We start from the raw sequence: 25,694 nt of genomic DNA, 5'->3' as shown, positions 1-25,694 counted from the left end.
AATGATCTTATTTAAATAGAATTATGTCAAAAACTTTCAGGAAAGCATGTGTTTTAGTATAAAAAAGATAAAAATTTACAATTAATAAGTAAAATAATTAAATTTCTATTAAAATAATGGGAACTTTTTTGTAATTTAAGAATCTAACTGTTTGTGTGCACAAATTTGGGCCTATTGACAGTTATTAACATAATAAGGAATGGCCTTTAATGGGGGAGCAAGTAACAGACCAAGTATTAGTTGATCGCGTTGTCAATGGTGACAAAAACGCATTTAATTTACTTGTGGTTCGTTATCAAAATAAATTAGCTCATTTAGTTTCTCGTTATGTATTAGCGTCTGAAGTTCCTGATGTTGTGCAAGAAACTTTTATTAAGGCATATCGTTCATTAAGTCTTTTTAAAGGTGAAAGTGTTTTTTACACGTGGTTGTATCGTATTGCAGTTAATACGGCTAAAAATTACTTAACCTCTCAAGGACGAAGGCCGCCAGCATCAGACATTGACGCTAGCGAAGCAGAAAGTTATGAAGGTGCCGATTCATTAAGGGATCTTGATAATCCTGAAAATTTAGCACTTTCAGACGAAGTAAAAAAGACCGTATTTGCAACGATTGAAGCTCTGCCAGATGATTTAAAAACGGCAATTACATTGCGTGAAATTGATGGCTTAAGCTACGAAGAGATCGCTGACATTATGGATACACCCGTTGGAACAGTGCGATCACGTATCTTTAGAGCGCGTGAAGCAATAGATGAAAAACTAAAACCATTACTCGGTTAATGGCTACAAACAAATTGATAAAAAGTAGTCATAAATTTAAGGTATCTACTATGCAAATTGAACAAAAAGAGCAACTTTCATTATTTATGGATGGCGAATTCACAAACGATCATATTATTGATGAAGTATCGCATAATGAAAGTTTACAAGCATGCTGGCACCGCTATCATATTGTAAGAGAAGCAATGCGAGGTGAGTTGCATAGTAGCGCATTAAAGTTAGATATCTCTAAGCAAATTGCTCAAGCTATTGCAAGTGAAGATTTATACAATAATCTAACAGATCAACCAAATATCAAAACAACCACACAACCAAAAGCTGAAAACTTAATTTGGATTCACGTTAAAGACTTTTTTGCTAAAGCCAGCCAAGTTGGGCTTGCTGCATGTGTCACGCTTGGCATTATTGCCGGTGTTCAATATCAGCAAAGCCAAACGGATAATACAAATGGCATCCCTACATTAAACACTGTTCCTGTCGGTGTTAATATTGCGCCAGTAGGTGGAATTCATCAGCAAAATGATCAGCAACAGCTTGAAGAGCGACAATACGACAAAATCAGATTGCTTGTACAAGATTATGAATTACAAAAAAGACTAAATGCTCACTAATTGGAAATGAAATTACCTTATTATTTTGTACCACATTTTATAAAACAGAGTAGAAATTTTATTTTCACTCTGTTTTTTGTGTTTTTTTCAGCATCCATTTACGCTAATGATACTGATGATGCCTTAACGCTATTAAATAAAATGCATCATGCAGCTCAAACACAAAATTACCATATTCACTTTTTATTTGAAGATAAAGATCAATATGCAACTACATTTGAATATAGCCATTTAGGCGCAGCAAACAAAAATGACATTAATGCCTGCCTACGCTATCTTGAAGGTCCAAATAAAGAGATCATCTTGCATAATGGTGTAACGAGTTACTTTCAACCTGATAGCCCCTCGTTTTCGATCACAAGCCCACGCATCATCGAGGCTTTTCCTGATGTGATTTATAATAATTTTAATGATCTAAGCGAGTTTTACGATTTTATTCTATTAGGCAAAGCAAGAACGGCAAATCGTAGTGCACAACAGGTAAAAATCATCGCCAAAGAAAAGGATCGTTATAGCTACCTGATCTGGATTGATGATCAAACCTATTTGCCGATCAGAGTTGATTTATTAGATCAAAATAACAACATTATTAATCAGATAAAAGTGATCCAGCTAGATGAAAATTTTGATAAGAAAAAACAGCTAGATTATATCAACAATCGAACCTATCCTGTTTTATTATCGATCGAAAAACAAGATAGTGCGTTTGAACAATGGCGATTAGCGTGGTTACCTAAAGGGTTTAAGGAAATAGCTGCTTATAATTTGAATTTTTACAACTCTGATATTGCAACTAAATTGTTTTCAGATGGTGTGTTTTCATTTACAGTTAATATTTCTTCTGAACAAGCTAAACAATCACATCAAATTATTCAACAAGGTGGACGCACTATTTATTCAACTAACTTGGGACACAAAAATATTATCATCATTGGTAATTTACCGCATACCACGCTTGAACGTATAGCACAAAATATTATCCAGAAATAAGTGCAAACTTCTCGATAACGCTATGCTTAGCAGTGATAAATGTGTAAAATGTTTCCTTTATGACTATGTACTTATTAGCAATGTTGGTAATAACCAAAGGCATTTTAGATAGTTAACCATTAATAACCAAGATACTCATTATAATATTATTAATATGAATAAAAATATCCGCAATTTTTCAATTATTGCCCATATTGACCATGGTAAATCAACGCTTTCAGACCGCATAATTCAAATTTGTGGTGGACTTTCAGATCGTGAAATGGAAGCCCAAGTGCTCGACTCAATGGATCTTGAGCGTGAGCGAGGTATCACCATCAAAGCACAAAGTGTTACGCTTGATTATCATGCTAAAAATGGCGAAACCTATCAGCTCAATTTTATCGATACTCCAGGTCATGTTGACTTTTCGTATGAAGTCTCACGCTCGCTTGCCGCTTGTGAAGGTGCATTATTAGTTGTCGATGCAGGGCAAGGCGTTGAAGCACAAACACTAGCAAACTGCTATACCGCTTTAGACATGGATCTTGAAGTTGTACCAGTTCTAAACAAAATTGATTTACCCGCAGCTGAACCAGAGCGCGTTGCGGCCGAAATCGAAGACATTGTCGGCATCGATGCAAGTAATGCTGTTCGCTGTTCAGCTAAAACAGGCGTTGGCGTGACTGATGTTCTTGAACAACTTGTCAACGACATTCCACCACCAGAAGGCGACTCAAGCGCACCATTACAAGCACTTATTATTGATTCATGGTTTGATAATTACTTAGGTGTTGTCTCATTAATTCGCATAAAAAATGGTGAATTAAACAAAGGTGACAAAATTAAAGTTATGAGTACAGGCATGACATACAACGTTGATCGACTTGGTATATTTACGCCTAAACAAGTTGATAAACAATGCCTGCATTGTGGTGAAGTGGGTTGGGTTGTTTGTGCTATCAAAGATATCTTAGGTGCGCCAGTAGGGGATACTTTAACTTTAGCAAAAGCACCGGCACAAGAACCATTACCTGGCTTTAAAAAGGTCAAACCACAAGTTTATGCAGGATTATTCCCAACCAGCTCTGACGATTATGAAGCTTTTCGTGATGCGCTTGGTAAATTAAGCTTGAATGATGCCTCATTGTTTTATGAGCCAGAAAATTCAGGGGCATTAGGATTTGGATTCCGTTGTGGTTTTCTTGGTTTACTGCATATGGAAATTATCCAAGAGCGTTTAGAGCGTGAATACAACCTCGATCTTATAACTACTGCACCAACGGTTGTTTATGAAGTGCTAACCACATCCAATGACATTATCTACGTTGATAGCCCTGCTAAGTTACCAGCAGTAAATAACATTCAAGAATTACGCGAACCAATAGCAGAATGTAACATATTAGTTCCGCAAACTTATTTAGGCAACGTCATCACACTCTGTGTTGAAAAACGTGGTGTGCAAACCAACATGGTTTATCATGGAAACCAAGTAGCCTTAACATACGAAATACCAATGACCGAAGTCGTATTAGACTTTTTTGACAAACTAAAATCAACTTCGCGCGGGTATGCCTCATTAGACTACAGCTTTAAACGATTCCAAGCTGCCGACATGGTAAGATTGGATGTATTAATAAATGGTGAACGTGTCGATGCGTTAGCCTTGATTACCCACAAAGACAACGCACCATATCGTGGGCGGGAATTAGTTGAAAAGATGAAAGATCTTATTCCTCGTCAACTGTTTGATATTGCTATACAAGCGGCTATCGGCAATCATGTTATAGCACGATCAACTGTAAAACAACTACGCAAAAACGTATTGGCCAAATGTTATGGTGGCGATGTGAGTCGTAAAAAGAAACTTTTACAAAAGCAAAAAGAAGGTAAAAAACGCATGAAACAAGTTGGTAATGTTGAATTACCACAAGAAGCATTTTTAGCAATTTTGCATGTAGGAAAAGATTAACTAATTAGAACGAATTGATAAAAAAATTCATTTAAAGAGGAAAAAAAATGGCTGGAATATTTGCCATCATATTAGCAACCGCAACTTTCATTACTGGGATCTTTTGGTTTTTAGAAAAATTCAAATGGAAACCAGCAAGACAGCGTAAAGTAGAAGAAATTCGCACTCAAAGCAATGGCGAGGCTGACGGAAAGCTCCTTGCCGAAATAGGAAAACCCAAAGTTTGGGTTGAAAACTTGGCTTCGTTTTTCCCAGTTTTATTTGTTGTATTTTTTATCCGCTCATTTTTATATGAACCGTTTCAAATCCCATCAGGATCAATGATGCAAACGTTACTAATTGGTGACTTTATTGCGGTTGAAAAATACGCTTATGGCTTGCGTGATCCTATTACTAACACCGTCATCATCCCAACAGGGCACCCTAAACGTGGTGATGTAGCGGTATTTAAACATCCAAATGTTCCGCAAATGGATCTGATTAAACGTGTGGTTGGTTTACCTGGTGACAAAGTCGTCTATCTGGTTAAAGAAAAGAAAATTGTAATTTATCCAGCGTGCCAAACAACGGATACTGATTGTAAAGGCCAGCAATCAAAGCCACTTGACTTGCATTACAGCGAACCAAAACCAAGCAACTGGAAAGAGGTTCATGAGCAATTTAAAACTTCTCCAAGCTTTTACACCTTACAGCAATATGCTGATAAAGGTATTACCGACACGAGTAGTGTTGTAACATTAAATATGGACATTCAGCAAGAAACACTAGGCGACAAACCGCACGACATTTTAATTACACAAGGATCGCAAGAAGATCCAAATTATTATTACCACCAAAAAGATCAACCAATAGCCACTTGGGTTGTACCACAAGGTCACTACTTTATGATGGGTGACAACCGTGACAACAGCGGTGACAGTCGATACTTTGGCTTTGTGCCTGAAGGTAACTTTGTGGGTAAAGCAACCGCAATTTGGATCAGCTTTGAAAAACAACCAGATGAGTGGCCAACAGGAATTCGCTTTAGTCGTATTGGTGGAATACATTAAAAATTATCATTATGAAAAAATTTACTCAAATTCAACAATCGATCGGCTATCAGTTTCAAGATCTATCACTACTTGAATTAGCGCTCACTCACCGAAGTGCTAATAAAATGCATAACGAACGTTTAGAGTTCCTAGGGGATTCAATCTTAAGTTTTGTCATTGCTGATGAGCTATATCACCGCTTTGTCAAACAAGACGAAGGCGATCTGAGCCAAATGCGAGCAACACTTGTTTGCGGTCAAATGCTTGCCGAAATGGGTAAAGATTTTAAATTAGGCGATCACCTTATTTTGGGACAAGGCGAGCTAAAAAGCGGCGGATTTCGTCGCGAATCAATTATTTCTGATACGGTTGAAGCCATAATTGGCGCCATTTACTTAGATAGCAACATCGACACAATTCGTCAGTTAATCTTATCGTGGTATCAAACTCGTTTAAACCAAATTCAACCAGGCATAAAACAAAAAGATGCCAAAACAAAATTACAAGAATATTTGCAAGGGACTCATCGTCCACGCCCATGTTATCTTATTGTTGAAGTCACAGGTGATAATCATGAACAAGAATTCTTAATTCAGTGCAAAATCGATAATGACGACCGCCAATATTTAGGTCGCGGTTTAAGTCGCCGAAAAGCAGAACAAATAGCAGCACAAGAAGCACTCAACCAATTAGGTATAAAATGACAGAAACAACACAACATTGTGGATTTGTCGCCATTGTGGGGCGACCAAATGTAGGTAAATCAACGCTATTAAACCAATTGCTTGGTCAAAAGATCTCGATTACCTCGCGCAAAGCGCAAACTACAAGGCACCGCATTGTCGGTATTGACACGCAGAATAACGACCAAATTATCTATATTGACACGCCGGGGCTGCACATTGAAGAAAAAAGAGCCATCAATCGCCTAATGAACCGAGCGGCAAGTAGCTCAATTGGGGATGTTGAACTTGTGATTTTTGTTGTTGAAGGGACTCATTGGAATGACGACGATGAAATGGTTGCCAACAAACTCAAAAACTGCAAATGCCCAGTATTATTAGTCATTAATAAAATCGATAACGTCACTGACAAAACACAACTATTACCTCACATTCAAGCAATCAGCCAAAAAGTTAACTTCCTTGATGTGGTGCCAATCAGTGCCGAAAAAGGTGAAGGCGTTGATATCATAAAAGATATCGTCAAAAAACACTTACCAGAAGGGGAACATCATTTCCCTGAAGATTACATTACCGACCGCTCGCAACGCTTTATGGCATCAGAAATTATCCGTGAAAAACTTATGCGTTTTTTAGGTGATGAATTACCTTATTCAGTAACGGTTGAAATTGAACAATTTAAAGTTGACGAACGTAATGGAATGTACCGCATTAACGGACTAATCTTAGTTGAGCGTGACGGACAAAAGAAAATGGTCATTGGCAACAAAGGCGAAAAAATCAAAAAAATTGGTATTGAAGCGCGTAAAGACATGCAATCATTTTTTGACAACAAAGTCCATCTAGAACTTTGGGTCAAAGTCAAAGCGGGCTGGGCCGATGATGAGCGGGCATTAAGAAGTTTAGGCTATAGCGATGATTAACAATCCCGCTAGATTTTTTTAAGCTATCAATCAGGCATATTTATGCCTGATTTTCACTTTCAAAAAAACTTCAATAAAATCAATATCTTTACTGACCGTTTTTTAACGAAAAATTAACTAAATTGTCTGCCCTTTATCAATCTTATAATCTAAATTAACACTACTTTTCACTCGCTCACCATTTAATTTTTGCAATAATAATTCGATTGAAACTTTACCAATCTCAAATCGTGGGGTGATGACAGTTGCAATTTTTTGGTTGTTTGCTCGACCAATCTCTAAACCATGAAAGCCTGCAATAGCAATTTGTTCAGGAACAGGGATCTGATAATTTTGGCACTCAAGTAATACACCTATTGCCATATCGTCGTTAGTACATAAAATGCCATCCATATCAGGGTATTTTTGAATTGCTTGGTGAAATAAACTTTTGCCTAAATCTATTGATGATATTGCATTGGGGATAATCTGACGTGGTGTTAATCCTGATTGTTTCATAACACATTGATAACCTTTGTAACGTTGGCTATCTCGTGCACTTGCAATGGAATTAAAATAGATGATATTTTTTTTGCCAGATTCAATCATTTGCAAAGTCATATCATAGGCAGCTTGTTCATTATCAAAACCAACTTGGATATCAAAAAATGTTTTGGTGATATCCATAAGTTCAACAACAGGAATATTAGCGGTTTTTAAATATTGTAGAGTGGTTTGAGTGTGCTCCTTTTCCATCAAGACAAGAGCGTCGACGTTGTATGACAGCAGGTTAATAATTTTTTCTTCTTCTAACTGTTTATCATAATTATAGTTAGTAATGATTGTTTGGTAATTGTGAGCTGATGCGACCGATTCAATACCAGCAAGCACTTCTGTAAATATTTGGTTTTTAAAAGACGGTATAACAATGCCAATACAATGACTGCGCGAACCTAGCATTATTTGTGGCGCAAGATTGGGAATATATTGGATCTCTTTTAAGACTTTTGCTATTTTTTCTTGGTTTTTTTCAGAGACTTGTTTAGGGTTTTTTAGATAGCGACTAATGGTCATTTTAGTCACGCCAGTTAAATTGGCAATATCTTGTAAACTAATACGCTTATCTTTCATAACCTGTTATTTTAGGAGGGATGCTGGTTGAATGTGTGGCATTTTACCAGTAAAAACAAGAAAATAAATAATATTTGTTAGAATAAATTAAGAAGGCAGTATCCATTGCCTTCTTATTTTTTTGACATTATTAGTTATTTTTTAGGCGCTTTAACGCTAGCCATCAAAATAACGGATAAAACTAAAGATACGCCCATAAAGATATATGACGCTCCAGCACTGCCCGTTGCTGCATTGATAACACCCACTAGCCAAGCACCAATAAATGCCCCAAGTGCTCCAAAACTATTAATTAAGCCAATAGACACGCCAGATAAATTGCTTGGTAATAATTCAGGAATTAAAGCAAAGAAAGGTCCATAAGGTGCGTACATACAGCCAGCAGCAAGTGATAAAAGCACAAAACAGATCCAAAAATGTTCAGCCCCAAGCAAATAAGCAGTAAAAAATGCAATGGTTGCAACAAGTAATAATGGCCAAACAAAAAGTTTACGATTTTGTAGTTTGTCAGAATAAAAAGAAACCATTAACATCATAGCAATCGCAACAAAATAAGGAATAGCTGCAAACCACCCAACCGATATAATATCAACATTGCCTGCCGATTTGATGATTGACGGCATCCACATCATAAAACCATATACACCAATACTCCATAATGCGTGCACTGCACAAAGTTTAATAACACTGGCAGAACGGAACGCTTCGCCATAGTTACGCATTAGTTTGATATTTTGTTGTTCTTTATCCATGACAGCTTTAAAATCAGCTTTTTCGGCGTTGGTAAGCCATTTAACTTCGGATGGTTTGTCACGTACAAGCAACCACCAAACCACTGCCCATAATACAGCCGGTAAGCCTTCAATTATGAACATTTCGCGCCAACCATAAAGGTCGATCAAGTGCGCTGATACAATTGACATCCACAATACGGTTACAGGGTTCCCTAAAACTAAAAATGTATTGGCTTTTGAACGTTCGGCTTTAGTAAACCATGTACTGATATAAATTAACATTGATGGCATAACCGCTGCTTCAACAATACCAAGTATAAAACGGATCGCCATAAGTGTTGGGATATTACTGACCATCCCTGTCAATGCGGCACACAATCCCCACAGTATTAAACATACAAAAATTAGCTTACGAACACTTCGCCTAACTGCATAAACCGATCCCGGTACTTGGAAAAAGAAATAGCCAAGGAAAAAAAGAGCGCCAATTAATGACGATGTGCTTGGACTTATGTCTAAATCTTTATTAATTCCCGCTGCTGCGGCAAAACCATAATTGGCACGATCTAAATAAGCTAAACTATAAGTAATAAAAATAATTGGCATTAATCGCCACCAACGAGATGGCGCTAGTTTATTTATAGGGGCTTTATTTGTTATATTCATGTTCATTCTCGCTTTCAATTAATAATAAAGTGATTTTGCGACAATTTTCATCCATGCTTTTATTAATTTTTATTTGTATATTGCTTTAACCTTCCTTGAATTAAGTTCGTAAAAATATAATTACCGCAATATAGTTTTAAACTGCAGCTAACATTCCGCCATCAACATAAAGAATATGTCCATTGACAAAATTTGATGCCGCAGACGATAAAAATACAGCAGAACCAATAAGTTCTTCAGGTTTACCCCAGCGGGCAGCAGGCGTTCTTTGACATAACCACTGAGTAAATTCTTTGTTTTCAACCAAAGCTTTGCACATTTCAGTATCAAAATAGCCAGGACCAATACCATTGACTTGAATGTTGTAGCGTGCAAGTTCAACGCACATGCCTTTTACAAGCATTTTCACTGCGCCTTTTGATGCGGCATAGGGGGTAATGGTGTCGCGACCGAGTTCGCTTTGCATTGAGCAAATATGAATGATCTTTCCTTGCTTACGAGTGATCATGTATTTAGCGACTTGCTGTGAAACTAAAAAAACGGCTTTTTGATTAACATTAATAACAGCATCCCAATCTGCTTCAGGAAATTCAGTAAATGGGTGACGACGTTGAATGCCAGCGTTATTGATTAATATATCAATAGGCCCGATCTCTTTTTCGATACGATCAATGGCTTGTTTGACCGAGTCATAATTGGTTACATCAAAACCGACGCCAACGGCATCAATGCCTTGTGATTTAAGTTGGCTTGCTGCATTTTCAGCACGTTCTTGGGTAATATCATTAATAACAATACTTGCCCCATATCGCCCTAAACCTGTAGCAAGCAAATTACCAATGCCTTGCGCTGAACCTGTAATTAAAGCGCGTTTTCCTTTTAGTTCAAATAAAGATTGCATGATTTTCTCCTTTTATTCCAAATATTGTTATGCATAACAGTTACGCGTAACAATATTATGAAAAAGTAAAAAAAGAAAGCCAACAATGCGTTATTTACTATGAAAATATTAATTCTGTGATCAACTTCAAATATTATAATTTAACCGTTTTAAGCTTGTTTAATAAACTTTTTTAACACGTTAATTGTAGAAAAACACCAAGTTGTTTACACTTCATGGTTAAAATAATCCTTTAAAAAATCACAGAGATTTATAGACTTAGCTTTGTTTGAGTTTACGATATTCCGCCTTAAGTTCTTTTAAAGGTTTGATATCTGAACTTTCCATACTATCGTATTTTTTCCGCCATTTATAAAAGGTGGAGTTAGTCATACCATATTGGCAGTAAAGCTCTTTAATGGAAATTCTAGCTACAGTTAGATTGCTGGTGTTTTTATACTAAAACGTCGTATTTCCTGAAACTTTTTAACAAAATTAATTGTTATTAATCCAAATTAAAGGCTTCTAGTTGTTGTTGCAAATCTAGCCACTGTAACTCCGTCTCTTCTAATTGATTTTTAAGCTGACTTTGCTCTAGTAATAAAGTGGTAAGTTCAGCTTTTTTGCTCGCGTCATAGATTACAGGATCTGACAATTGTTCTTCAATTTGTTTTAGTTGATTGGTTAATTTATCAAGTAACTGCTCTTCTTTTTGTAACTGTTTCTTAATCGGTTGCATTTGTGCACGTAATTCGGCTTGTTTACGTTTTTGTTCTTTACGATCCTGAGCCGAAATATTAGTGGTATTTTCTTTTTTTATTGACTGATTTTCATCATTTGATGGATTTTCTGTTTTTTGCACTTCAGCTAACCATTTTTGATAATCCTCAAGATCACCATCAAATGGCTCAACTTTATGATCATGGACTAAATAGAATTCATCGGTAGTTGAACGCAGCAAATGGCGATCATGTGACACCACCACTAATGCACCGTCAAAATCAATTAACGCCTCAGTTAATGCTTGTCGCATATCTAAATCTAAATGGTTAGTTGGTTCGTCTAATAAAAGTAGATTTGGTTTTTGCCACACAATTAAAGCTAAAACAAGACGTGCCTTTTCACCACCTGAAAAAGTCTTAACAGGCTCGGTCACTTTATCGCCTTGAAAATCAAAGCCACCTAAATAATTACGCAGCTCTTGTTCCGTATTTTTGGGTTCAGCAAGTTGCATTAAATGCCAAAGAGGGGATTCATCAGCGCGCAAGTATTCCAATTGGTGTTGAGCAAAATAACCTAATTGCACACCTTTTGCTAAATTAATATTTCCTGCTTTGGGTTGGATTTCACCTGCTAGTAGCTTAATGAGCGTTGATTTCCCTGCGCCATTACGTCCTAATAACCCAATGCGTGAACCAGGAACTAAGTTGAGTTTAATCTTTTCTAATATAATTTTATCGTCATAGCCAGCCACAACTTTGTCCATCATTAATAGTGGACTAGGCAAAAATTCTGATGGTTTAAAGCTAAAATGAAATGGATTATCCACATGAGCAGGCGCAATTAGCTCCATTCGTTCTAACATTTTAATTCGACTTTGAGCTTGCTTGGCTTTGGTTGCTTTAGCTCTAAAACGATCAATATAACTTTGCAGATGAGCCACCTTAAGCTGTTGGCTTTCATAAAGTGATTGTTGTTGAGCAAGTTTAGTTGAACGTTGGATCTCAAATGACGAGTAGTTACCGGTGTATTCAAATAAACTTTTTTGTTCAATATGAATAATTTTATTGACTAAAGGATCTAAAAAATCCCGATCATGAGAAATTAAAATTAATGTACCTGAATAGTTACTTAGCCATTTTTCAAGCCAAATGACCGCATCTAAATCAAGGTGATTGGTGGGTTCATCAAGTAGTAATAAATCGGAACGACACATTAACGCTTGCGCCAAATTCAATCGCATTCGCCAACCACCAGAATAGGATTTAACGGGGAATTGCAATTGCTCGTTAGAAAACCCTAAACCGTGCAAAAGCGTTGCAGCTCGTGCTCGAATAGTCCAGGCATCGATTGTATCAAGCTTTTCATGTACAAGCGCAATTTGTTCTCCATTATTTTGCTCATTAGCACTATCTAACTGCTTTTCTAATTGCCGATACTCACGATCACCATCAATGGCGTATTCAATAGCAGGGATATCTAATGCTGGCGTTTCTTGATTCACCCAAGCAAGTTGCCACTGAGTAGGAATACTTAACGAGCCTGCATCAGCTTGAATTTCACCTTTAATTAGCGAAAACAGGGTGGATTTTCCACAACCATTTTTACCCACTAACCCAACTTTTTGTTTTGGATTAATCGTAGCAGAAGCATTATCTAAAAGTAAATTAATACCGCGGCGAACTTGGATGGAGTCAAATACTATCATGATATTATTATCTATTATTCAAAATAAAATATGTTAATAAAATACTATTTTAGTGCCTTACAATAAAGCATGACATAAAAACAATCAATGTAAATAAAAAAGCCCTTTGTTACAACGAATAAAGGGCTTAAATTTAACGGCGTTTTAACTAAACTATTTCTTTACTGCCGTCAAAGCACGGCGAATAAAAAACAGACAGACGCTAACAAAAACGAAAAGGCCTAAAAACTCAGGTAACACACCTAAATCGGCCGAAATAGCAAGCGGTGCATCATTCCCGCCACTTGTAATACTAATAACAATCACAACAGCTAATAACACGCCGACCAAGCTCTCGCCAACAATTAGTCCTGACGCAATTAATGCGGCTTTACGATCCACTTTCTTAAATTGCGCTTCTGGATCTAAATTTTGTGCTTGTGCTTTTTTATAAGAATAACGTTTAATTATCCATGATAAAAAAGTACCAATAATAATTGGTGTTGTAATACTTGGAGGTAAATAAATACCTAAACCAATAGCAAGAGCTGGTATACGAAACTTAGATTTATTTTGAGCTAGAATTAAGTCAATAATGATAACAATTGTACCTAAAGCAAGCCCAATTAAGATCATTGTCCAATCAAGTTGATGCGAAAAAATACCTTTAGCAATTGTTGTCATTAATGTTGCTTGTGGTGCAGCTAACACTTGTTTAGGATCCATATCAGCACGAGGTAAAGCTCCTGTAAAGCCGTAAGCGTTATATAAAATTTCTAAAATAGGGGCAATAACAATCGCACCAACCACACAGCCAATTAATAACGCAACTTGTTGTTTCCATGGTGTTGCATGTACTAAATAACCTGTTTTTAGATCTTGCAAATTATCGTTTGAGATACAAGCGATTGATAACACCGCACTAGTAGTAAACAGCGCAAGCGCTGTGGCAAAATTAGAACCCTCGATAGAGGCTAACATACCATTGGCTTCACCCAAACCTAATAAAACTAACGAAATAACAATCACGGCAACAATAGCAATCCCTGATATTGGGCTAGCTGATGAGCCAACAAGCCCTGCCATATAACCACAAGCGGCAGCCACTAAAAAGCCCATAATAAACGCAAACAAGGTAGCACAAAGTACTAATGACCAAGCAACTCCTGCCGACAAACCACTATCTGCAATAAAGCTATAAAAAGTCACTAGCAAAATAACTAGCATACCAGCCATAATTAAGAAGATAGCTTTAGGTGATAAATCACGCTCGGTTGGTGCAATATCATTGGCTGACACATCTGAACGCATACTTTTAAAAGAGAGCTTTAATCCTTCAATCATTGGTTTAACTAAAGTCAGTAACGTCCAAATAGCGGCAATCGCAATTGTACCAGCCCCAATAAAGCGGATATCTTTTGCCCAAAAGCTCATCGCAACTTTAGCTAAAGGCTCACTCGAATCATAATCAGTGATAAGACTTAAAATTGGAATACCAAATCCCCAACCAATAATTGTACCAATCAAAATAGCAATGCCAGACATAATGCCAACTAAATAACCGGCACTAAGTAATGCTAAAGAAAACCCCATAGGTAATTGAAAAATAGACTTACCTGCACTAAACCAATAAGCCGCACTATCAGATAACACGCGAAAGCCATTGGTAAATAAACTAACAACAGAAGCGATTGTACCACCAAATAAAATATCCTTAAGCCCATCATTTGCTTCGTTATTATCAGTTTTAGAGCCTGCTTTTAAAATTTCAGCCGCAGCCACGCCTTCAGGATAAGGCAAATCACTTTTAACAACCATCACATGACGCAAAGGGATAGAAAATAAAACCCCAAGCATTCCGCCACCGGCACACACAGCAAACGTTAACCAAAACGGAAACCCTTGCCAATAACCGATCATTAACAGGCCAGGAAGAACAAAAATAATGGATGAAAGCGTTCCAGCCGCTGAAGCTTGCGTTTGCACCATATTATTTTCTAAAATCGTTGCGCCTGAAAATAAACGCAGTACAGCCATCGAAATCACTGCAGCAGGAATTGCTGAGGAAAATGTCAATCCTACTTTTAAACCAAGATAGACATTTGACGCTGTAAAAATAACGGTAATGAGGGCACCAAGAATGGTTCCTCTTAACGTAAGTTCTCGTAAATTATTCATATTTTTTTATAAAGTTAATTTCAAAGCTACGTATTATATACTCAATTTACATTTATCAGCTAGAAGTTCCGTAAATAACTATATTTTTTAAAATATTAACGTTGTTTTAACAAACAATTTACCAACAAAAGCAAAATATATGGGGATTGATATTAAAATCAATAACGCTTTTGTAATGAAAGTTTTACAATAACACAACTAATTATTAAAAACCGACGGAAAATACCTTGAACCAATTACAACGCCTGCAAGCCATTATTCAACAACTGCGCGACCCGATAAAAGGGTGCGAATGGGATCGCGTGCAAACTTTTAAATCTTTAAAATCCTATACATTAGAAGAAACCTACGAAGTGCTAGACGCCATAGATCGGCAAGATATGCATGAACTTAAAAATGAACTTGGCGATCTACTGTTTCACATTATTTTTTATGCTGATTTAGCAAAAGAACAAAATGCATTTGATTTTGATGATATTTGTCAAACCGTGGCGGATAAATTAACGCATCGCCACCCGCATATATTTGGCAGTAACAACACTATTGGCAATAACAACACCGAAAAACCAAACTGGGAACAACTAAAACAGACCGAACGTAATAACCGCGCACAATACTCACTATTAGACGACATACCAAATGCGCTTCCTGCCTTAATAAAAGCCGACAAAATACAAAAACGCTGCGCATCAGTAGGGTTTGACTGGCAAGAATTACAACCAGTTTTAGACAAAGTCAAAGAAGAACTCAACGAAGTTGAACAAGAGTTTAACAAAAACAATGGTGAACCAAAAAAAATAGAAGAAGAACTTGGCGACCTGCTTTTTGCAACTGTCAATTTAGCTAGGCACTTAAAAATCAAATCAGAACTCTGCTTGCAGCAAGCGAATCAAAAATTCACGCGGCGCTTTAAACAAGTCGAATCGATCCTTCAACAAAAAAATATTACTTTAACTCAAGCAACACTTGAAGAAATGGAAGCCGCGTGGCAAAGTGTTAAACAACTAGAACAAATTAACCCTAATAGCGAAGTAACTCAACATGACTGAACAAAAAAACGAACTGTATCAAGAAATCGAAGCATGGGCGCAAAATGCCATTTTAAACAGCCCAACATGGAGCATTAACCAGCTCGACTATTCAGAAAAAAGCATCACTGTTGTTGAAATGATCATCAGTGAACTGGCTGAAAAAAACTTCAGCATATCAGAAGAACAGCTCAACATGATATCGCAAGAATACGGATGTTACTTATTACTCACTGCGCATAAATTGTACGGTGGCGAGTTTTATTGGAACGAGGAGTTTGAACAACCCATGCTAATTAGTTGTGAACCTGATGCCATGATAGTCCTGATGACATGGAATAAAGTCAAAGGGCGCCTAGTGGGGGATAAAGCCGATCATATTGCCTATTTCTTAGATGAATTTGGCAAAGCAACGTTCCAACCAGAAAAAGGCAAGCATGTGGTTTATTTGTAATGTATAGGAATAACTGACATTGGCTACACCATTGTTATGCATTTATGCAATCTATGGGGTTAGTCAATGATCACTTTGAAGATTGCTTTAAAAAAGGAATTTAAGTTAATGAAAATGATACAACTAGTAAAATATGCCATTATCGCCCTATTAAGTTATTTTATTGTCTGTAATGTGATTATTCTTAGTTATGCCGAGCAAAAACCACAAGACAATGCTGACACCATGGTGATTTTAGGTTCACAAGTAGTGGGAACACCTGCGCAGGCACCTCCAACATTACAAGCTCGTTTAGATGTTGCGATTAACTATTTGCAAAATAATCCCAATACAAAAGTCATTGTTTGTGGCGGGCAAGGCAAAGATGAGTCAGCAAGCGAAGCTAGTGTAATGGCTGATTACTTAATCAAAAAAGGCATTGAATCATCAAGAATTTATATTGAAGATAAATCAACCCGAACTGCTCAACAATTTATATATGCAAATGACGTATTACCATTAGGAAACACGGTTATTGTAACGAATGATTTTCATCTATTACGCTCAATTATGTTAGCTAAACGCTCGGGATTTAATAAAGTATCAGGATTATCGGCACCATTGAGTTGGACTAATTTTGATAAATATATTGCAATGATAAGAGAACCACTTGCATTAGCAAATTCTTGGGTATTTGATCATCCTAAAGCTAAAAAAAGCTAATGCTTGTGATTAAATCAAATTTTTTACGATTTTTTTAATTCAATCAGCTAATAGCGGCATCACCATAAGCAACAGCTGTTTTTACTTATTGTCCATGATATCATGGCAACATTGCTGTTTAATTTAAAAATGAAAAGAATGAACTTAGATACGATTGTTGCACAAGCAACCCCTCCAGGGCGTGGAGGGGTTGGTATTTTGCGTGTTTCAGGGCCTCAGGCTCAAACTGTTGCTCAAGCGGTATTGGGCAAATTGCCTAAACCTCGTTATGCCAATTATTTACCTTTTTTAGCATCAGATGGTAGCACGTTAGATGAAGGCATTGCCTTATTCTTTCCTAATCCTCACTCATTTACGGGCGAAGATGTGCTTGAATTACAAGGTCATGGTGGGCCGATTATTTTAGACTTACTTTTAAAACGCATTCTTGAAATCCCAAGTGTCCGCATTGCTCGACCGGGGGAGTTTTCAGAGCGCGCATTTTTAAATGATAAATTAGATCTTGCTCAAGCTGAAGCAATTGCTGATTTAATTGATGCCAGTTCTGAGCAAGCGGCAAAATCGGCTATTTCATCGCTACAAGGCGTCTTTTCAAAGAAAATAGATGCACTTGTTGAATCGTTGATTCATCTAAGAATTTTTACCGAAGCGGCGATTGACTTTCCTGAAGAAGAAATCGACTTTTTATCTGACGGCAAAATTGAAGCTCAGCTTAATGAAGTGATTGCACACTTAAACGAAGTTAGGCAAGAAGCTAAACAAGGATCGCTACTTCGTGAAGGTATGAAAGTTGTCATCGCAGGTCGACCAAATGCAGGTAAATCAAGCTTACTTAATGCCCTAGCCGGTCGTGAGGCAGCCATTGTTACCGACATCGCCGGCACCACGCGCGATGTACTGCGTGAACATATCCACATCGATGGCATGCCACTACATATTATTGATACCGCAGGACTACGCGAGGCGAGTGATGAAGTGGAACGAATTGGTATTGAACGTGCTTGGCAAGAAATTGAACAAGCCGACAGGGTGCTGTTCATGGTAGACAGCACAACCACAACAGAAACCAACCCCGAAAAGCTATGGCCAGAATTTATTGAACGCTTACCTAAAAATATGCCAGTAACTGTCATTCGTAATAAAGCCGATTTAACGAGTGAAGCACTAGGATATAACGAAGTAAACGGCTACTCACTCATTCAACTTTCGGCACGAACAGGCGAAGGGATTACCTTATTACGTGAACACCTAAAACAGGCCATGGGCTTTACTAGCAGTACTGAAGGTGGATTCTTAGCCCGACGTCGCCATCTGCAAGCACTTGAAAAGGCAGCAGGACATTTAAACAATGGTAAGCACCAACTTATCACATTCCATGCTGGTGAATTACTTGCCGAAGAATTAAGACTAGCGCAAGAAGCTTTAAGTGAAATTACAGGGCAATTTACTTCTGATGATTTGTTAGGCCGTATATTTAGTTCTTTTTGTATTGGAAAGTAGAGGTAAACGACCAGATGGTAACATTATCTAGTTTCATAACAAACTAGATAATGCCCATAAAATGAATTAGATAATTTATTTTGTTATGGTAATTTATTTTATAAAAATCAGCTAAATATCAATTTATACAAATCTTAATTTCAATAGACTTAAATAATTCTTAGTTCTTTTAATGATAATTTTATAAACGCATAAAAAATAGGTGCAAAAATTAAACCAATCACGCCAAAAAGCGTTTCTAAAAAGAGCATTGTGATTAACAATTCACAGATACCTGCATGAATTTTTGTCCCAACTATTTTTGCATTAAGCACATATTCCATTTTATGAATTAAAATTAAATACACAATAATTACCATTGCAACAGTAAACGATACGGTAAATGCAACAAAAAAGATTAATACATTAACAATCAAGTTTCCAATAATTGGAATAAGTCCAAAAACAAATGTGGCTAGCACTAAACTTTTACTAAATGGTAAATGAATACCAAACATAGGCAAAATAATAAATAGCAAAATGGCAGTCATTATCGTATTAAATAATGCAATCACAACTTGAGACATCGCAACATATTGAAATACCACTACTAACCGGTTTAAACTAGCCTTTAACGCTTTAGTTAATGGCCTTTGTGTCACTGGATTATGAACCGCATTACGTTGGTTTTGTTTATAACCTAAAATTAATCCAATAATCATTCCCACAATTAATATGACTAAATCATGAAATACTTTTTTGATAATCGATTGTAAATAAAAAACATGCTCTTTAAGATAAACCATGATAGTTGATTCAATTTCATCAATATTATCAGGTAAATAATCGGTAACATTTGACGGTAAACTGTTTATTACATTGTTTACAACTAACCTTATATTGGTTAACGTTTCGGTTGGATGCTTGGCCATATCAACAAACCAAGCAAACAAATACCAAAAGCCACCGATAAAAATACCCATAATCACAGTCGTTAGCACTAATACCGAAATTAATTTTGACTGATGGCTAAACCGTGCCATTTTTCGCGATAAAAAATCATCTAATTTTTGTGTTAACGTATAGGTCAACAACCCCGCTATCACTGCCGGCATTAAATGCACGTGCATTAAAATAATGAAACTAACGGAAAACAGCGCCAGACAAAATAGACCTAATTTTTGATTGTCATTAAGTAACATTGTTGTATTATTTCCTTTAATAATCAATGTGATATGTTGATAAAATATATAAGTTAAAATATGGTTAAAATTATAACAGATGGTTTATTATTCGTCCGCTTATTATTAGTCAAATAAAATAAGCTTTAGAGAATATTTTATAATAATAAAAATCGAATATTTATAGAGTTGGAATTATAAGGTATCAATATTCCATATGAATTATGCTTAGCCAATATAACTATATTAAAATGGGAGGGATATTTATATAGATAATAAAAAATATTATCTATATAAATCGAATAATTATTATTTTTTTTCATAAAATCCTTCACCATAAAAAATTAAACTACTGTTACCTCTTGGTACAGAATAATGAAATTGTTGGCGTTCGGCTTTATGTTGTTGGTGTGTATTTGCTTCGTATTGGGCAAGCTTATGTGCTAGTAACAATTTAGCTAACCGCTTATTGGCATGTTGGCTTCGTTCTGTTTGCACTTTAACACTAATACCTGTTGCTATATGGGTTGCTCTTACTGCCGATTCGGTTTTATTGACATGTTGACCACCTGCACCTGATGACTTCGTAGTCGTAAATTCAATGTTACTATCTATTATTTGCAAAGGGTTTTCTAGACAAGTAACACCGATAAACCAATTCTTACGTTTATGCGTTTGTCGATACGGACTTTGGCAGATCCATTGTATGGTTCCAAGCCAACGTTGAATTAACTGTTCACTTTGTAAACCGTCAACCGAAATAAGCACAGATCGAAAAGTATTGGGCTTTTCGCCCAATACGCTTTCAACTATTTCAGTGGTTACTGATAATTTACTTGCTTCACTTAAAAATTGAGTTACCGCTTTGGTAACCGCTAAACTACACTCAGCAGGTCCTCGGGCAGATGAAAAAAAGAGTAATGCCATTAATGACCTCCTTGTGTTTTATAATTTAATATTGGAGTAAGCTGTGCGATCACTTTAACAATATTAACCTGTTGCATCGATTCAATCACACTATCGATTGCTTTATAAGCTTGTGGTGCTTCCTCAAAAATTAAGCTACTATCTTCACAAATTACGCGACTACCCAGTTTAGTTCGCTTCAATTCTTGCATAGAATACCGCTTATCTAATTTTCCCTTACAGTCAGCTCGCCGCCATTTACGCCCAGCACCATGAGCCAGTGACATTAATAAATTTTCACACTTTATTGGTTGGACTAAATAGCTATAATCCCCGCGTGATCCTGGTACAATCACTAGTTCATCTATCGCTGAAGAGGCACCTTTACGGTGTAACCAATAATCTTTTTGGGCTAATGTTACTTTTTCTAAAAAATTATGGCAGACATTTAGCACTTCATTACCTTGAGTATTAAGGTTCGTCATTAATCTTTCAGCAACTACTTGACGATTTAATTTTGCAAATGCTACGGCATTATCATGTTTAGCTAGATAGTTTAATGCCTCAGGGCTATTATCAGGTAAACCTTGATAGCCAAAACGTGATAACTGGTTTTGTAAAATTTGATGTCCTAATCCTCTTGATCCACTATGCACCAATAAAAATAATTTTTTAGCATTAAGTTGATAATGATTAAATAACTGTTCATCAAAAATTTTACTAACCTTTTGTAATTCAGCAAAATGGTTACCACCGCCGATTGTACCTAAATTATATTTGTGCCGTATATCTGGTTGATCAATATTACCGATCTGCCGTTCTAGTTTATCAATGCTTAATTTAGCTATATTGATTTCTGTTTGCCAAAAACCCATACCACAACCAATATCACTACCAATTAAGGCTGGGTAAATGGTTTCACAACTTAAATAAGCAGCTCCAATAGGGTAGCCTTTTCCTGGATGAAGATCTGGCATACCGACTACTTTAATCATATTCGGTAAATTTGCAGTTGTCAGTAATTGTTCAATAGCTAACCCTTCAATCCAAGTATTTTTTGATGCTATATATGACGCTTTGTCAGATAGCACTTGTATAGAATTGTCCATATATCAATCCATTTAATAAATATTATTGTTTTTGTTGTACCCTGAAGACGTATAAAGACTATTGTTTTGAAAAAATCACATGTAAGAAAGTGATGTTGAAAATGAAAGCTTACTTAACATCTAACTCTATTTAATAGTGATTAGAACACAATAAATTGATTGTTTGTCTAAAACAGTAGCTACTTTATTTAATATAAAGTTGTCTTTAAACATTGGGTATAATTTTAATTGGCAGGCTAGAATCGGCAGAATAAATTGAAGCAAAAATTTATGAAGAGTAATTACTTAATTATTTTGCGATAAGCCTGCAAAGATGAGTTAAATAAATCATAATCAATTCTCCTTTGCAGTTAATAATGGCGCGTATCATAATTATCTTTTTACAAGAAGTAAATAGCAGAATAAAAATTTTAGTATTTTATTTTTGAGATAAAACAAAAATTCAATTTGTTAGATAAATGTTGGATCTTATATTGATCCTAGCCGAGATATTAGATAGTGCTAGCCTCTAGCATCTTTATTATACAATAAACTATCCCATCGAAATCACCCGATCAAACAACGGATTATCGGTCAATCGATGTGTCACCATTAGCAACGTTTTACCGTGACAAGTTTGTTTTATTAATTGAATCATTTGCTGTTCTGTCTGTTGATCTAGGCTTTCAGTGGGTTCGTCCATTAAAATTAATGGCGAATTATGTAGCAATGCTCTTGCAAGGCCAATACGGCGGATTTCGCCTCCTGATAGTGAGCGACCTCCTTGTCCAAGCGGTAAGTTTAGCCCTTGTTCTGTGGTGAGCAGTTTGTCGAGTTCGACTTGATGCAATACCGTTATGAGTTGTTCATCAGTTGCTTGTTGGTTTCCGATTAATAAATTGTGCCGTAGGCTATCACTAAAAATAGTAATTATTTGCGGAACAACAGCAATAGTTTGGCGAAGAGTGGGGTCGTCAAGTTGATTTATTGGTATGTCATTAATAAAAATCGTTCCTGAATTGGGTTCCCAATTACGTGTGATTAAACTTAATAAAGTCGATTTGCCGCAACCCGTTTTGCCAATTAAGCCAATATGTTCGCCTGCTTTGACTGTTAAGGAAAAATCAGTTAATACCGCAAAAGGTTGATTTGGATAGCTAAAGTTGATGTTGTTTAACTGTAATTTAGCCGATTTCAGATCAATTGGTTGTCCTTGCGTTGTAAATTGGACATCAGGTTTTTGATTGAAAATAGCGGTAGTGCGAGTAGCCGATGTGAGTACTTGCCCTAAAAAGATAAAAGCGCCAGGAATGGGCATGAGTATTTCAGCACTAGCAAGGCTGACAAAGACAAATAATGCCACTAAAGGTGATAAGGTGTATTGTGTGATTAGCCATAGTACTAATAAGGTTAAAAATCCTGCAATTAATAAGACAAGCGCACTTGATAGCGCCATTAGTGTTGATTGGCGTTGTTGGTTGTAAAGCCAACTCGATTCAAGTTCATCGAGTTTTGCGCGATAGCGTGATTGTGCATTAAATAAAGTAAGTTCGGCTTGTCCTTGTAGGTAGTTAACTAATAGTAGTCGATACTCACTTTGTTGCTTTGCCAGTGTTGTTCCTAATTGCTTACCTGCTTGATAAAAGATAACAGGCACCACCAATAAGGTAGTGGTTAGAATAATGCTTATGATTAATGCAATCGGTAAGTTGATACTTGCTAACCCAATAAATAACACTCCAATAGTTACAAGAGCAGTGACAATAGGCGAAAACAGCTTTAGATATAAGTGATCAAGCGCATCAATATCGACAATAAAGCGATTAAGCAAGTCGGCTTTTTGGTATTGGGCCAGTTGGTTGGTGCTAAGTGGTAGTATTTTTTTAAACGCCAAGGTTCTTAAATAAGAAAGAAGTTTAAACGTCGTGTTGTGATCAACTAAACGCTCCATATAACGTGCAGCGGTTCGCGTTATTGCAGCTGCACGCACGCCTGCGGCTGGTAACATATAGTTAAAAGAATATAACCCCGCCACGCCAACAACTGCGGTAGAAGCTAAAAACCATCCCGATAATGATAACAAAAATACGCTAGCAAATAGGGTTAAAATAGACAGCGATAATCCCAATAAAATCTGCCAAAAATAGTGTTTGTAAAGTGCAATATAGGGACGCAGAGTGGTTAGCATGTACTCTCCTTGTTATGATAATGCAGTTTTCCTTGTGATAATTGCCATATTTGATCAAAATGTTGCATATCGTCATTTTGATGGGTGATGGTGATGCTATTGGTGGCGATATTTTGCTGATCTAAGTTTTGTACAGTTTGTTTATCTAAACTGGCTGTTGGTTCATCAAGGATCAATAGTTGGCAGGGTTTTAACATGGCTCGGGCTAATGCCACACGCTGTGCTTGCCCAACGGATAATCTAACCGCTTCTTCTCCGACTTGTGTCTCTAAACCTGCAGGTAATTTGGCAATGACTTCGGTTAATTGCGATTTGCAAATCACTGCTTCAATTTCTTGTTCTGATGCATTTGGTTTGCCAAGTAAAATATTGTCACGCACTGAGCCGTTAATTAAATACGGATTTTGGCCGATCCAACTAATTTGTTGTTGCCACGTTTTGATATCTAACTGGTTAAATTCAATACCATTAATTTTGAGTGATCCTTGATAAGGTAAAAATCCTAATAAAACCTGCATTAACGAGGTTTTACCTTCACCACTTGTTCCAATGAGAGCCAATTTAAAAGGCGCACATAACGAAAATGATAACGGTCCAACAATAGGTTGTCCTTCGTTTGATATTACAACTAAGTTATCGGCCTCAATGGTTTGTAAGGATTGAGCAAATGGGATATTTGATAATGCTACGTTAGCGTGTTGTTGAGGAGATTTTGGGGTTAAGAATGCTTCGATATTATCAGCAGCGGCAATAGCTTCGGCTTTGGCGTGATAATAAGTTCCTAGATCCCGTAAGGGTTGAAAAAACTCGGGCGCTAAGATCAACGCAAAAAAGCCCGCAAATAGGGTAACTGTTCCATTATAAGTACCAAAATTAAATTCGCCTAAATATGAAAAACCAAAATAAACGGCAACAACAGCGATTGAAATTGAAGTAAAGAATTCTAATACCGCTGATGATAAGAACGCCATTTTTAATACTTGCATGGTTTTAATACGAAAATCTTCCGAGGCTTTTGTAATTTCGTTAGCTTGTCTGTCACCTTGGTTAAATAGGCGAATGGTACTTAAACCTTTTAGGCGATCTAAAAAGTGGCCACTTAAATAAGCCAGTGCTTTAAAATGACGGCGGTTAATGTCAGCAGCCCCCATACCGACTAATATCATAAAGATAGGAATAAGTGGCGCAGTACAAAGTAAAATGGTTGCAGCAGCCCAATTAAATGGCAATATTGCAATACTGATTAAAATGGGCGTCATACTTGCTAACCGCATTTGAGGCAAATAACGGGCGAAAAAGTCATGTAATTTGTCGACTTGCTCAATCAGCAAGATGCTCGATGCACCGGTGGTAGTTTGATTTAAATAAGCAGGGCCATATAGTTCAAGTTGATTAATTAATTGGTGCCGAATTTGTTGGCGAATTTTTTTACCTATAGCAAAGTTGATTTTTTCGCGTAGATAAACAAAACCCGCTCGGATTAGTAGCACTGCCATTAGCGCACCAAAAAAGGGTAAAATGTCCACAAAAGGGTGCTGCTCAATAATAAGTTTTTGTAAAATAATGGCTAGTAATGCCGCTTGGATTATAACCAAGATTGTTAACATAAAACCCGTTAACGTTGATGCACGCAAATCACTTTTATGTTTTTTTGCCTGCTGTTTTAGCCAGCCTAAAAGGTATGTTTGGCGTTTTTTATCTAATGACATGTAAATTGTTACT

The 25,694-nt window shown here is 36.6% G+C and carries 22 protein-coding genes and 1 pseudogene; 12 read left to right on the top strand and 11 right to left on the bottom strand.

The window, feature by feature from the left end; genetic code table 11:
• Nucleotides 1-209 precede the first annotated feature (209 nt).
• From rpoE to era, 7 genes are all read left to right on the top strand, one after another.
• On the top strand, nt 210-782 hold the full coding sequence (gene rpoE, locus GQ590_RS00550) for an RNA polymerase sigma factor RpoE (RefSeq protein WP_065637128.1): 573 nt from the start codon (nt 210-212) through the stop codon (nt 780-782).
• A gap of 50 nt (nt 783-832) precedes the next feature.
• Nucleotides 833-1,393 carry an RseA family anti-sigma factor gene (locus tag GQ590_RS00545; protein WP_160405886.1) on the top strand — a complete coding sequence of 187 codons (561 nt, stop codon included), beginning with the start codon at nt 833-835 and terminating at the stop codon, nt 1,391-1,393.
• A 78-nt stretch (nt 1,394-1,471) separates the two neighbouring features.
• Nucleotides 1,472-2,383: a MucB/RseB C-terminal domain-containing protein gene (locus GQ590_RS00540; protein ID WP_160422523.1), complete on the top strand. Its 912-nt coding sequence runs from the start codon at nt 1,472-1,474 to the stop codon at nt 2,381-2,383.
• Between the two features lie 154 nt (nt 2,384-2,537).
• Nucleotides 2,538-4,334 (top strand): translation elongation factor 4, encoded by a 1,797-nt coding sequence (gene lepA / locus GQ590_RS00535; RefSeq protein WP_160405884.1) that lies wholly within the window; start codon nt 2,538-2,540, stop codon nt 4,332-4,334.
• Between the two features lie 47 nt (nt 4,335-4,381).
• Nucleotides 4,382-5,383, top strand: a complete 1,002-nt coding sequence (gene lepB, locus GQ590_RS00530) for a signal peptidase I (RefSeq protein ID WP_160405883.1) — start codon at nt 4,382-4,384, stop codon at nt 5,381-5,383.
• Between the two features lie 11 nt (nt 5,384-5,394).
• Entirely contained in the window at nt 5,395-6,069 is a 675-nt protein-coding gene (rnc, locus tag GQ590_RS00525; RefSeq protein ID WP_160405882.1) for a ribonuclease III, read from the top strand.
• Complete coding sequence (gene era, locus GQ590_RS00520) at nt 6,066-6,971, top strand: GTPase Era (RefSeq protein WP_160405881.1); 906 nt, start codon at nt 6,066-6,068, stop codon at nt 6,969-6,971. Before rnc ends, era begins: the two co-directional genes overlap by 4 nt.
• A 117-nt stretch (nt 6,972-7,088) precedes the next feature.
• Here era and GQ590_RS00515 read toward each other — a convergent pair whose 3' ends face one another.
• The 6 genes from GQ590_RS00515 to GQ590_RS00490 form a co-directional block, all read right to left on the bottom strand.
• On the bottom strand, nt 7,089-8,081 hold the full coding sequence (locus tag GQ590_RS00515) for a substrate-binding domain-containing protein (RefSeq protein ID WP_160405880.1): 993 nt from the start codon (nt 8,079-8,081) through the stop codon (nt 7,089-7,091).
• A 134-nt stretch (nt 8,082-8,215) separates the two neighbouring features.
• Nucleotides 8,216-9,481, bottom strand: a complete 1,266-nt coding sequence (locus tag GQ590_RS00510) for an MFS transporter (RefSeq protein WP_160405879.1) — start codon at nt 9,479-9,481, stop codon at nt 8,216-8,218.
• Between the two features lie 136 nt (nt 9,482-9,617).
• The gene (gene idnO / locus GQ590_RS00505; protein WP_160405878.1) at nt 9,618-10,382 is read right to left on the bottom strand and encodes a gluconate 5-dehydrogenase; all 765 of its coding nucleotides are present in this window, start codon (nt 10,380-10,382) and stop codon (nt 9,618-9,620) included.
• 258 nt (nt 10,383-10,640) lie between these two features.
• Entirely contained in the window at nt 10,641-10,781 is a 141-nt protein-coding gene (locus GQ590_RS12805) for a transposase (protein WP_368669141.1), read from the bottom strand.
• 85 nt (nt 10,782-10,866) lie between these two features.
• Nucleotides 10,867-12,789 carry an ABC transporter ATP-binding protein gene (locus tag GQ590_RS00495; RefSeq protein ID WP_160405876.1) on the bottom strand — a complete coding sequence of 641 codons (1,923 nt, stop codon included), beginning with the start codon at nt 12,787-12,789 and terminating at the stop codon, nt 10,867-10,869.
• Nucleotides 12,790-12,942: 153 nt separating this feature from the next.
• Entirely contained in the window at nt 12,943-14,946 is a 2,004-nt protein-coding gene (locus tag GQ590_RS00490; RefSeq protein ID WP_160405875.1) for an OPT family oligopeptide transporter, read from the bottom strand.
• 227 nt (nt 14,947-15,173) lie between these two features.
• Here GQ590_RS00490 and mazG point away from each other — a divergent pair, with 227 nt between their 5' ends.
• The 5 genes and pseudogenes from mazG (at nt 15,174) to mnmE (ending at nt 18,630) form a co-directional block, all read left to right on the top strand.
• A complete protein-coding gene (gene mazG / locus GQ590_RS00485) occupies nt 15,174-15,995 on the top strand; it encodes a nucleoside triphosphate pyrophosphohydrolase (RefSeq protein WP_160405874.1) in 822 nt (273 codons plus the stop codon).
• Nucleotides 15,988-16,428, top strand: coding sequence for a hypothetical protein (locus GQ590_RS00480; RefSeq protein ID WP_160405873.1), 441 nt, complete (start codon nt 15,988-15,990; stop codon nt 16,426-16,428). The genes mazG and GQ590_RS00480 overlap by 8 nt, the downstream gene beginning before the upstream one ends.
• A 32-nt stretch (nt 16,429-16,460) precedes the next feature.
• Nucleotides 16,461-16,532 (top strand): annotated as a pseudogene (locus GQ590_RS12800) (DNA-3-methyladenine glycosylase I); the annotation flags it as partial.
• 4 nt (nt 16,533-16,536) lie between these two features.
• Entirely contained in the window at nt 16,537-17,130 is a 594-nt protein-coding gene (locus GQ590_RS00470; RefSeq protein ID WP_160405872.1) for a YdcF family protein, read from the top strand.
• Between the two features lie 138 nt (nt 17,131-17,268).
• Nucleotides 17,269-18,630, top strand: a complete 1,362-nt coding sequence (gene mnmE / locus GQ590_RS00465; protein WP_160405935.1) for a tRNA uridine-5-carboxymethylaminomethyl(34) synthesis GTPase MnmE — start codon at nt 17,269-17,271, stop codon at nt 18,628-18,630.
• A gap of 149 nt (nt 18,631-18,779) precedes the next feature.
• Here mnmE and GQ590_RS00460 read toward each other — a convergent pair whose 3' ends face one another.
• From GQ590_RS00460 to cydD, 5 genes are all read right to left on the bottom strand, one after another.
• A complete protein-coding gene (locus tag GQ590_RS00460; protein WP_160405871.1) occupies nt 18,780-19,811 on the bottom strand; it encodes an AI-2E family transporter in 1,032 nt (343 codons plus the stop codon).
• 288 nt (nt 19,812-20,099) lie between these two features.
• Nucleotides 20,100-20,717 carry a peptide chain release factor H gene (prfH, locus tag GQ590_RS00455; RefSeq protein WP_160405870.1) on the bottom strand — a complete coding sequence of 206 codons (618 nt, stop codon included), beginning with the start codon at nt 20,715-20,717 and terminating at the stop codon, nt 20,100-20,102.
• Nucleotides 20,717-21,805: an RNA ligase RtcB family protein gene (locus GQ590_RS00450; RefSeq protein WP_160405869.1), complete on the bottom strand. Its 1,089-nt coding sequence runs from the start codon at nt 21,803-21,805 to the stop codon at nt 20,717-20,719. The genes prfH and GQ590_RS00450 overlap by 1 nt, the downstream gene beginning before the upstream one ends.
• A 532-nt stretch (nt 21,806-22,337) precedes the next feature.
• The gene (cydC, locus tag GQ590_RS00445; RefSeq protein ID WP_160405868.1) at nt 22,338-23,972 is read right to left on the bottom strand and encodes a cysteine/glutathione ABC transporter ATP-binding protein/permease CydC; all 1,635 of its coding nucleotides are present in this window, start codon (nt 23,970-23,972) and stop codon (nt 22,338-22,340) included.
• A complete protein-coding gene (gene cydD / locus GQ590_RS00440) occupies nt 23,966-25,681 on the bottom strand; it encodes a cysteine/glutathione ABC transporter permease/ATP-binding protein CydD (protein WP_160405867.1) in 1,716 nt (571 codons plus the stop codon). The genes cydC and cydD overlap by 7 nt, the downstream gene beginning before the upstream one ends.
• Nucleotides 25,682-25,694 lie beyond the last annotated feature (13 nt).

This window comes from Gilliamella sp. Lep-s35 (assembly GCF_009795845.1).
Classification (GTDB): domain Bacteria; phylum Pseudomonadota; class Gammaproteobacteria; order Enterobacterales; family Orbaceae; genus Gilliamella.
Note: the sequence above shows the minus strand (reverse complement) of the source record. Positions and strands in the feature narration are given on the sequence as shown.